Raw genomic sequence first — 10,197 nt, 5'->3', positions numbered from 1 at the left:
TCAGAGTCAACCCTCATTTTCAGGTTTTTCTCTTCAACCGACCGGCTGTTTGCGTGAAGTGATTCACATCCACCGTGTCGATGGAGGCGCATTATAGGGATCCCATTTTTTAGCACAAGTGTTTTTTGGATCTTTTTTGCTGAATGCTTGTTTTTCACCCCTTTCGCTATATTCCTGCGCAATTTGGCTGATTTTTGATAGATAAATCACTTGCACAGTCTCGATAATCCAACCAAAGTCTTCATTACCGCTCTATTTTCGCTGAGGTAAACATGTCTGATGTACTGCGCCCTTATAAGGATCTTTTCCCACAGATCGGAAAACGCGTGATGATCGACACCAGTAGCGTCGTCATTGGTGATGCCCGTTTGGCTGATGATGTCGGAATTTGGCCACTGGTCGCGATCCGTGGCGATGTGAACTACGTGCAAATCGGTGCGCGTACAAACATTCAGGACGGCAGCGTTCTACATGTCACGCATAAATCTACATCCAATCCACAGGGTAATCCGCTGATCGTAGGTGAAGATGTCACAGTTGGTCATAAAGTCATGCTGCACGGTTGTACCATTGGTAACCGCGTATTAGTCGGCATGGGATCGATTCTGTTGGACGGTGTCGTTGTTGAAGACGACGTTATGATTGGGGCGGGAAGCCTGGTTCCGCAAAACAAACGCCTGGAGAGTGGATATCTGTACCTGGGAAGCCCGGTTAAGCAGATCCGTCCATTGAGTGATGAAGAGAAAGCAGGCTTGCAATACTCAGCTAACAACTATGTTAAGTGGAAAGATGAGTATTTAAGTCAGAGTAACCACACCCAACCCTGAGCGTCTTCCTGCTGGTCCTGGATCAATGCTTCGGCCTCTTCCTCCAGGTCCCAGCGATGTAATCGAAAGGTTTCCAGCCACTGTTCAGGCGTCTCACCGCCAAAGCGGGACGCCAACATCTTTCCCGATATGGCACATGTTAACTGCATCCCATGAACCATTGCAGGGAAAACAATGGCATTTACATCCGTCCGCCATTCTTCTCGATCGGGAAACTGGATCGCCTGATTCATGCCGACAATTCCTGTTGCATGCTTTTAATGACCGGCTCAATCTGGGGTAAAACGCCATGCCAGAGCAAAACAGCATGTGCAGCTTGTCCCACCAGCATCCCCAGACCATCGGCATACTGTTTCGCCCCATGCTTTTCACACCAGGAAAGGAACGGCGTATTCCCTTTCTGATAAAACATGTCGTAGCAGTAGGCGGAGGGATGGATAAGAGATGCCGGAATAGACGGGACCTCACCGCTAATACCGCTGGACGTCGCGTTAATAATCAGATCAAAGCGGTGATTATCAAGTTCGTCCATTTCCACTGCCTGCACGCTACCGGTATGAGAGAAGAGCTGTGCCAGTTCTTCAGCGCGGGAGGCCGTACGATTAACAATGGTTACCGCACAATCCATTGAAAGAAGAGGTAGCAATACCCCACGGGATGCACCGCCCGCACCAATCAGCAGAATTCGCGATCCGGGACGAATGAAAGATAAACGCTCAAGATCGCTTAATAAACCGATACCATCCGTGTTATCTCCCAGCAAACGTCCATCCTCCAGCCGTTTAAGGGTGTTAACTGCTCCAGCTAGCGATGCCCGGTCTGTTAATTCATCGGCACGCGCAAACGCCTCTTCTTTAAAAGGAACGGTGACATTTGCTCCCTTACCCCCCTCAGCAAAAAAGGCGTTCAGCGAATTCGCAAAGTCATTGATCGGCGCCAGTACACGTCCATAGGAGTAATCAATCTTCAGCTGCTCTGCAAATTGCTGATGAATAAAAGGCGATTTACTGTGCGCTATCGGATTACCAAAAACAGCATAGGCTTCTTTCATATTACCCCTGTCGAAACTGTTCACCCGTCAGTGCATCACGGATCTCCGAAGGATTCAAACGCCCTCCGGTCTCTCCTTCAACAACGGGAAAGTCTGTACCAAACTGCGCGCGGACTTCCTCTACCGTTCGGCAAGGCGGTAAGCCACTCAAATTTGCACTGGTGGAAACTATAGGTTTGCCATAAGCCTGGCACAGTGCAACCACCAGCGGATGATCTGTGACACGCACGGCCAGCGAATCAAAACGACCGGTCAACCAACGAGGTGTAGACGCAAGTGCCGGGAAAACGAAGGTGACAGGACCCGGCCAGCGAGCGAAGATAGCCTCGCGTTGAGCATCAGTAAGCGAGCTATCGTCAATATAGGGCTTAAGTTGCTCAAAGTTAGCCGCAATCAAAATTAGGCCTTTCTCGACCGGGCGTTGTTTTAGTTCCAACAAACGACTTACTGCCGTTTCGCTGTCGGGATCGCAGCCGACACCAAATACAGCTTCTGTTGGATAGGCGATGACTTTCTCTTGGTTCAGTACCTCTATTGCAGCAGCGATAGGGCCTGTGGGCAGGTTATTATTCACTTTTTTATTCCGCCGAAATCGGCTTTCCACATTGTTTACTGGCACAGAAATGCTTCACACCCTGCGCGGTTTTCTTTTCGATGAGTAGCGGGTAATGGCACTCTGGACACTCTCCGGCTAACGGTTTGAAGTTAATGACAAACTGGCACTCCGGATAGCGATCGCAGGAGTAAAAAGTTTTGCCATAACGTGAACGCCGCTGGACCAGGTGACCAGTCTGGCATTGAGGACAGACTATTGCTGTTTCATCAGGCTTGTCGATAAGCTCGGTGTGATCGCACGCAGGGTAGTCACTGCATCCGATAAACATACCGAATCGCCCCTGTCGCAGCACCAACTCAGCGCCACATGCAGGGCAAAACTTACCCTCCAGAACTTTGACAATATGTCCGTCCGCCGATGATTTCAGCGGACGGACATAATCGCAATCTGGATAGTGTGAACAACCGAGAAACGGACCGTGTTTCCCAGAGCGAATAACCAGTTCGGCCCCGCATTGTGGGCAGGGCTCGTTTTTACGCACCGTAAACAGTGCTGATTTAGCCATAACAACTCATACTGAATGAAGATTGATTAATGCAGCATACCTTCATTCACTTCAAAGAGTAATTCTTCCATTTGCTGATAGGCATTTTCACAACCCGGAATGTTGAATAGCACCATCAGGATTACCCACTTCAGGTCTTCCAGATCAAACTCTGCCGTATCCAGCGCGAGTACGCGCTCAATTACCATTTCTCGCGTTTCGAGGTTTAGCACCTGAATCTGCTCCAGGAATAGCAAGAATCCGCGACAGCTCGCATCCAGTCGTTCACATTCTTCTGCAGTATAAATACGCAGAGAAAGAGGGTCAGACGCCAGCTGCATAGGTTCGGCAAGGCCATCCTGATAATCAGCAAGCTTTTCCAGCCACAGTAACGCATTGTAGATGTCTTCACGATCAAAACCAGCGTCGGTAAGATCCCGTTCCAGTTTGTCCTGATCCACACGCAGCTCAGCTTCGTTATGGATATATGTCTCAAACAAATACATTAGTACGTCGAACATGGCATGCCCTCCTCAATCGGACATAGCCGCCGGGTACAGCTGCGATCCATCCTGCTAACTCCAGTTCGAGTAGTTGAGCCACTACCTCTGGCACAGGTTGGCCGGCACGTTCAGCGACGACGTCAACAGGTGTTACCTCATCTCCTACGTTAGCCAGGAGCTCAGGAAATGGCAATGCCACCTCTTCGTGATCTGGCGAATAAATTGATTTTTCAGGTTCATCTGGCAACCATTGCAGCCCATATTGCAAATTTTCCAGAATTTCCTCTGGTGCGGTCACAAGCGTGGCTCCCTGCTGAATAAGCCAATGTGGACCTTCACTTCCTGGACTCCCAATCGGTCCGGGCAAAGCAAAAACCTCCCGTCCTTGTTCCAGCGCACAGCGTGCTGTGACCAATGAACCGCTGCGCTGCGCGGCCTCAACGACCAGAACACCTTTACTTAGACCACTGATAATGCGATTTCGTCGGGGAAAATTGCGCGGCAGCGGGAGCGTATCTAATGGGAACTCAGACACCAATGCGCCTCCGGACTCGATCAGACGTTCAGCGAGACGGACATGCTGTCGTGGATGAATGGTCTCAAGCCCATTTCCCAGCACCGCAATACTCGTGCCTTGTCGGTTTATCGCCGCATTATGCGCCACGCCATCAATCCCTCGGGCCAGCCCACTGGTTATCGTCACCCCAGACGCGGCAAGCTTTTCGCAAAATAATCGCCCCCAACGTTCGCCATACCATGAATGTTGGCGACTACCGACGACGGCCACCTGAAATGAATGCAGGCATGCGGGAGTACCGGCAACGAAAAGTACCCCAGGATAATCTTCAATCACGCGCAGCTGGGATGGATAATGCTCGCTGTCGGCAACCACTAAATGGTGGTTCGGCTGCTCCAACCAACGCAGCGTTTTTTCCAGTAACTGTTCTGAAAAGGTTAAAAAGCGCATGGCCTGGCGGGAAGATAATCCTGCGTGCTGGAGTATCGTGTTGTTAATACAGGGTTGGGCATTGAGCCAGTGGGCAAGGCGCACCATCTCATCACCATACAGTTCATTCACTTGCGCTAAACGTAGCCAAATTTCAATTTGGGTCATCCCTGCTCCCCTGCCACAAGCAGTCCTGGCAATCTTTGCGATTGGTCACTGATGCTGTCAATCAGAGGGGGTTTTGTCTAGAATAGAGGTAATAATCTTTTCAACTCCTGAACACAACTCTGGATAACTATGTCAGTTTTGCAAGTGTTACATATTCCGGACGAGCGTCTTCGCAAAGTCGCAAAGCCGGTTGAAGAAGTGAATGCAGAAATTCAGCGTATCGTTGATGATATGTTCGAAACGATGTACGCAGAAGAGGGTATCGGTCTGGCCGCAACACAGGTCGATATCCATCAGCGCATCATTGTTATTGATGTCTCTGAAAATCGCGACGAGCAGTTGGTTTTAATCAACCCGGAGCTGCTGGAGAAAGATGGCGAAACCGGCATTGAAGAAGGTTGCCTGTCTATCCCCGAACAGCGTGCGTTAGTACCACGTGCTGAGAAAGTAAAAATTCGTGCGCTCAATCGCGACGGTAAATCTTTTGAACTGGAAGCCGATGGCCTGCTCGCTATCTGCATTCAACATGAAATGGATCACCTGGTCGGTAAACTGTTTATCGATTATCTGTCTCCGTTGAAGCAACAACGTATTCGTCAGAAAGTTGAAAAACTCGACCGCCTGAACGCCCGAGCTTAAGGACAAGAATCAACGTGTCAGACTCACTACGTATTATTTTTGCGGGTACACCTGACTTTGCAGCGCGTCACCTTGACGCGCTGTTGTCTTCTGGACATAACGTCGTTGGCGTGTTTACCCAACCGGACCGCCCTGCGGGACGCGGTAAAAAGCTGATGCCCAGCCCGGTAAAAGTGTTAGCAGAAGAAAAAGGGATACCGGTTTTCCAGCCCGTCTCTCTTCGCCCTCAGGAAAACCAACAGTTGGTTGCTGATTTACACGCAGACGTGATGGTGGTAGTGGCATATGGACTGATTCTGCCAAAAGCCGTGCTGGAGATGCCGCGCCTGGGTTGTATCAACGTTCACGGTTCCCTGCTTCCACGCTGGCGTGGCGCAGCACCGATTCAACGTTCACTGTGGGCTGGCGATAGCGAAACGGGTGTTACCATCATGCAAATGGATGTTGGTCTCGACACCGGTGATATGCTGCTTAAGCTCTCATGCCCGATTACGGCAGAGGATACCAGCGGTTCGTTATACGACAAGCTGGCAGACCTGGGGCCTCAGGGGCTGATTGAAACGCTAAAACAGCTGGCTGCTGGCACGATAAAACCCGTGGTACAAGATGAATCACTGGTTACGCATGCAGAGAAACTCAGTAAAGAAGAGGCCCGTATCGACTGGTCACTTTCGGCCGCTCAGTTGGAGCGCTGCATCCGCGCCTTTAACCCGTGGCCAATGAGCTATATCGTCATCGACGAGCAACCAGTAAAAATTTGGCAGGCGACGGTGATCGATACGCCCGCTAACGCTGAACCAGGCACAATTCTGGAAGCGACCCGTCAGGGTATCCAGGTTGCAACAGGCGACGGCATCCTGAATCTCGTCTCTTTGCAGCCTGCAGGCAAAAAAGCCATGAGTGCGCAGGATCTGCTTAATTCGCGCCGGGAGTGGTTTGTGCCCGGAAACCGTCTGGCCTGACGGTTCATCTCTTTAAGCCCGGTGTTACCGGGCATTTTTATTTTTGCACTTATGAAAAAACATCTTAATTTACGCAGTATGGCGGCCCAGACCGTCGAGCAGGTTGTCGAAAAGGGGCAATCATTAAGCAACGTGCTGCCCGCCATGCAGCAAAAAGTTGCCGATAAAGATAAAGCGCTGTTGCAAGAGCTTTGCTTCGGCGTATTGCGCACACTCTCGCAACTGGAGTGGATGATCCAGCAACTGATGGAACGTCCGATGACGGGCAAACAGCGTACCGTTCACTACCTGATCATGGTGGGCTTCTACCAACTGCTGCATACCCGTATCCCACCCCATGCTGCGCTGGCCGAAACCGTAGAAGGCGCCGTGGTGATTAAGCGTCCGCAGTTGAAAGGGCTGATCAATGGCGTATTACGCCAGTTCCAGCGCCGTCAGGAAGAACTACTGGCCGAGTTCGCACAAAGCGATCTACGTTTCTTACACCCCTCCTGGCTGGTAAAACGTATTAAAGCCGCTTATCCACAGCAGTGGGAAGCCATCCTTGAGGCTAATAACCAACGCCCGCCAATGTGGCTCCGTGTTAATCGCAACCACCATACGCGCGACGCCTGGCTGGAACTACTCGCCGAAGCAGGATTGACCGGTTTCCCTCATCCGGATTACCCGGATGCGGTCCGTCTGGAGACACCTGCCTCCGTACTCGCTCTGCCTGGTTTTGAGCAAGGTTGGGTCACCGTTCAGGATGCCTCTGCCCAGGGTTGCGTCAGCTATCTGCAGCCACAAAACGGAGAGCAGATCCTTGATTTATGTTGCGCTCCCGGCGGCAAGACCACCCACATTCTGGAGGTCGCGCCAGATGCGAACGTGATGGCAGTCGATATCGACGATAAACGCCTGTCTCGCGTGTATGACAACCTGAAACGCCTGGGTATGAAAGCAACCGTGAAGCAGGGTGATGGTCGCTATCCGCAGCAGTGGTGCGGTGAGCAACAGTTTGACCGTATTTTGCTGGACGCCCCATGTTCTGCCACTGGTGTAATCCGTCGCCATCCGGATATCAAATGGCTGCGTCGCGATCGGGATATTGCCGAACTCGCTCAGTTGCAGGCGGAGATCCTCAACGCTACCTGGACACACCTTAAGCCTGGCGGCACGCTAGTCTATGCAACCTGTTCTATTCTGCCAGAAGAAAACCAACAGCAGATCGCCGCGTTCCTTGCACGCACACTGGATGCGGTGTTAAGCGAAACCGGTACGCCAGAGCAGCCAGGACGTCAGAATTTACCGGGTGCAGAAGATGGCGACGGCTTCTTTTACGCTAAGCTAATCAAAAAGTGATGAGATAACGGGTCGCGACTGATGAAAATTATCATTCTTGGCGCAGGGCAAGTTGGCGGTACGCTGGCTGAAAACCTGGTCGGAGAGAACAACGATATCACGGTAGTCGATACCAATGGTGAGCGCCTGCGCAGCTTGCAGGACAAGTTCGATCTCCGCGTCGTGCAAGGACATGGTTCACATCCCCGTGTATTGCGTGAGGCTGGTGCCGACGATGCCGATATGCTGGTTGCCGTAACCAGCTCAGATGAAACAAATATGGTTGCCTGCCAGGTAGCTTATTCCCTGTTTAATACGCCTAACCGTATCGCCCGTATTCGTTCACCGGATTATGTTCGCGATGCGGACAAGCTATTCCAATCCGATGCTGTCCCTATCGATCATCTGATTGCGCCTGAGCAACTGGTTATCGATAGCATTTATCGCCTGATTGAATATCCGGGCGCATTGCAGGTCGTGAATTTTGCCGAGGGCAAAGTCAGTCTGGCGGTCGTGAAAGCTTATTACGGCGGACCGCTAATCGGTAATGCGTTGTCGACAATGCGCGATCACATGCCGCATATCGATACCCGCGTTGCGGCAATATTCCGTCATGACAGGCCAATTCGCCCGCAGGGCTCTACCATCGTTGAAGCGGGTGATGAGGTTTTCTTTATCGCGGCATCACAGCACATTCGCGCCGTCATGAGCGAGCTACAGCGTCTGGAAAAGCCGTACAAACGCATTATGTTAGTCGGTGGCGGTAATATCGGTGCGGGGCTCGCGCGGCGTCTGGAAAAAGATTACAGCGTCAAACTGATCGAGCGTAATCAGCAGCGCGCATCGGAGCTTGCAGAGAAATTGCAAAATACGATCGTCTTTTTTGGCGATGCTTCGGATCAAGAGCTGCTGGCGGAAGAACATATCGATCAGGTTGATCTGTTCATTGCGGTGACCAACGACGATGAAGCTAACATCATGTCGGCGATGCTGGCTAAACGAATGGGCGCCAAGAAAGTGATGGTGCTAATCCAACGCAGAGCGTACGTCGATCTGGTACAGGGCAGCGTGATCGATATTGCGATTTCACCGCAGCAGGCGACCATCTCCGCACTCCTGAGCCATGTGCGTAAAGCTGATATTGTTGGTGTTTCATCACTACGCCGCGGCGTAGCGGAAGCCATTGAAGCCGTCGCACACGGTGATGAGACAACATCTCGGGTGGTAGGTCGCTCGATTGATGAAATTAAACTTCCGCCTGGCACCATTATTGGCGCCGTTGTACGGGGTAATGATGTGATGATTGCCAATGACAACCTGCGTATTGAACAGGGCGATCACGTTATTATGTTCCTGACAGATAAAAAGTTTATTACCGACGTCGAGCGCTTATTCCAGCCAAGCCCCTTCTTCCTGTAATAATTTGGGCGCTAATATAGCGCCCTTTTTATTTCCCTTTATTTATCAGGGCCTAATAATTTTTCCTTTCCGCAATACATAAATGGAAATTGCCTAAACATTTGTTAAACTTATAAACGTCAGCTGCATAGGGAGAATAAAATGAGCATTATTAAAGAGTTTCGCGAATTCGCGATGCGCGGGAATGTTGTCGATTTGGCAGTGGGTGTCATTATTGGTGCGGCATTTGGTAAGATCGTTTCATCACTGGTTGCCGATATCATCATGCCGCCACTGGGGTTGTTAATTGGTGGGATTGATTTTAAACAGTTTGCTTTAACGTTACGTGATGCGCAGGGAGACATCCCGGCGGTAGTCATGCATTACGGCGTATTCATTCAGAATGTCTTCGATTTCATTATTGTTGCGTTTGCTATCTTTATGGCAATCAAACTGATCAATAAATTGAATCGTAAAAAAGCTGAGGAGCCAGCGGCGCCCCCTGCACCATCTAAAGAAGAAGTATTACTAAGTGAAATTCGTGACCTGCTGAAAGAACAGAACAACCGCTCTTAAGCGTTCATTGAAACAAAAAGGCCAGTGGTAAAAAAGTGCTTCACTTTCTTGCCACTGGCCTCCCAGTTTCCCCGATTGCCATGTTTACCTTTACGTAGATAACTTCCCTTCCCTTTTTTATTTTTCTCAATGCGCTGCCTGAACAGTGGATCATACAGAAGCGCCTCAATGGCGTTGTCCTTTATCTGTCCTTTGGTATGCTGATAACGGCTCATACTCTCTCCAGTTTGTGGGGGTAATTTACGCCGGGAGTGTAGACCTGACCGTGCAAAAAATCAACGGTCTGATATTGTCCCGCTGGCACCTTGTTCAAGTGCTTCAAGAATAGAACAGTACACACTGCTATGTGCTTTACCACAGCACGCGTCATTTAATCGTTGTAACGATCGTTGCATCGCCTGAAGCTCCGCTATGCGCGCTTCGACCTCTTGTAATCTTTCCTGAACGATCCCTTTTGATTCCTGGCAGGTATGGTGCTCTGGATCTATGCGGATCGAAAGCAGTTCGCGAATCGACTCCAGTGTAAAACCAAGCTGCCGGGCATAACGAATAAATTTAAGACGCTGAAGATCGCTTTCCGTGTAGAGACGAAACCCGCCTTCTGTACGTACTTCATGCTCCATCATCTGCTGCTTTTCATAGTAACGGATAGTATCCGGCGTCACGTCAGCCAGCTTCGCTAATTCACCAATTCGGTACATGCTCTC

14 protein-coding genes are annotated in these 10,197 nt (G+C 50.5%); 6 read left to right on the top strand and 8 right to left on the bottom strand.

The window, feature by feature from the left end; translation table 11 throughout:
* Window positions 1-272: 272 nt before the first annotated feature.
* Window positions 273-827 (top strand): gamma carbonic anhydrase family protein, encoded by a 555-nt coding sequence (locus tag FDW96_RS15665; protein WP_038634622.1) that lies wholly within the window; start codon window positions 273-275, stop codon window positions 825-827.
* On the opposite strand, the gene FDW96_RS15660 is transcribed toward FDW96_RS15665, so the two are convergent.
* The 6 genes from FDW96_RS15660 to dprA are packed head-to-tail and all read right to left on the bottom strand — an operon-like array spanning window position 803 to window position 4,595.
* Window positions 803-1,060 carry a DUF1488 domain-containing protein gene (locus FDW96_RS15660; protein WP_061381067.1) on the bottom strand — a complete coding sequence of 86 codons (258 nt, stop codon included), beginning with the start codon at window positions 1,058-1,060 and terminating at the stop codon, window positions 803-805. The two genes, FDW96_RS15665 and FDW96_RS15660, sit on opposite strands and share 25 nt — an antisense overlap.
* On the bottom strand, window positions 1,057-1,878 hold the full coding sequence (aroE, locus tag FDW96_RS15655) for a shikimate dehydrogenase (protein WP_137349684.1): 822 nt from the start codon (window positions 1,876-1,878) through the stop codon (window positions 1,057-1,059). Before aroE ends, FDW96_RS15660 begins: the two co-directional genes overlap by 4 nt.
* Before the next feature lies 1 nt (window position 1,879).
* Window positions 1,880-2,452: an L-threonylcarbamoyladenylate synthase type 1 TsaC gene (tsaC, locus tag FDW96_RS15650; RefSeq protein ID WP_042312111.1), complete on the bottom strand. Its 573-nt coding sequence runs from the start codon at window positions 2,450-2,452 to the stop codon at window positions 1,880-1,882.
* 4 nt (window positions 2,453-2,456) lie between these two features.
* Window positions 2,457-2,999, bottom strand: a complete 543-nt coding sequence (locus FDW96_RS15645; protein WP_042312108.1) for a type I DNA topoisomerase — start codon at window positions 2,997-2,999, stop codon at window positions 2,457-2,459.
* Window positions 3,000-3,025: 26 nt separating this feature from the next.
* Window positions 3,026-3,499: a DUF494 family protein Smg gene (gene smg / locus FDW96_RS15640; protein ID WP_038634635.1), complete on the bottom strand. Its 474-nt coding sequence runs from the start codon at window positions 3,497-3,499 to the stop codon at window positions 3,026-3,028.
* Entirely contained in the window at window positions 3,471-4,595 is a 1,125-nt protein-coding gene (dprA, locus tag FDW96_RS15635; RefSeq protein ID WP_042312104.1) for a DNA-protecting protein DprA, read from the bottom strand. Before dprA ends, smg begins: the two co-directional genes overlap by 29 nt.
* A 129-nt stretch (window positions 4,596-4,724) precedes the next feature.
* On the opposite strand from dprA, the gene def reads away from it, so the two are divergent.
* The 5 genes from def to mscL all read left to right on the top strand — a co-directional run bounded on the left by def (window position 4,725) and on the right by mscL (window position 9,490).
* Entirely contained in the window at window positions 4,725-5,234 is a 510-nt protein-coding gene (def, locus tag FDW96_RS15630; RefSeq protein ID WP_038634641.1) for a peptide deformylase, read from the top strand.
* A gap of 14 nt (window positions 5,235-5,248) precedes the next feature.
* The gene (gene fmt / locus FDW96_RS15625; RefSeq protein WP_042312102.1) at window positions 5,249-6,196 is read left to right on the top strand and encodes a methionyl-tRNA formyltransferase; all 948 of its coding nucleotides are present in this window, start codon (window positions 5,249-5,251) and stop codon (window positions 6,194-6,196) included.
* A 51-nt stretch (window positions 6,197-6,247) separates the two neighbouring features.
* Window positions 6,248-7,537, top strand: a complete 1,290-nt coding sequence (rsmB, locus tag FDW96_RS15620) for a 16S rRNA (cytosine(967)-C(5))-methyltransferase RsmB (RefSeq protein WP_042312122.1) — start codon at window positions 6,248-6,250, stop codon at window positions 7,535-7,537.
* 21 nt (window positions 7,538-7,558) lie between these two features.
* Window positions 7,559-8,935: a Trk system potassium transporter TrkA gene (gene trkA, locus FDW96_RS15615; protein ID WP_006687350.1), complete on the top strand. Its 1,377-nt coding sequence runs from the start codon at window positions 7,559-7,561 to the stop codon at window positions 8,933-8,935.
* Between the two features lie 141 nt (window positions 8,936-9,076).
* Entirely contained in the window at window positions 9,077-9,490 is a 414-nt protein-coding gene (gene mscL / locus FDW96_RS15610) for a large-conductance mechanosensitive channel protein MscL (RefSeq protein ID WP_003031152.1), read from the top strand.
* Here mscL and FDW96_RS15605 read toward each other — a convergent pair.
* On the bottom strand, window positions 9,487-9,705 hold the full coding sequence (locus tag FDW96_RS15605; protein ID WP_137365928.1) for an alternative ribosome-rescue factor A: 219 nt from the start codon (window positions 9,703-9,705) through the stop codon (window positions 9,487-9,489). The two genes, mscL and FDW96_RS15605, sit on opposite strands and share 4 nt — an antisense overlap.
* Before the next feature lie 60 nt (window positions 9,706-9,765).
* Window positions 9,766-10,191 (bottom strand): Zn(2+)-responsive transcriptional regulator, encoded by a 426-nt coding sequence (zntR, locus tag FDW96_RS15600; RefSeq protein ID WP_042312097.1) that lies wholly within the window; start codon window positions 10,189-10,191, stop codon window positions 9,766-9,768.
* Between the last annotated feature and the right edge of the window lie 6 nt (window positions 10,192-10,197).

The organism is Citrobacter sp. TBCS-15, from assembly GCF_005280815.1.
Classification (GTDB): domain Bacteria; phylum Pseudomonadota; class Gammaproteobacteria; order Enterobacterales; family Enterobacteriaceae; genus Citrobacter; species Citrobacter werkmanii.
Note: the sequence above shows the minus strand (reverse complement) of the source record. Positions and strands in the feature narration are given on the sequence as shown.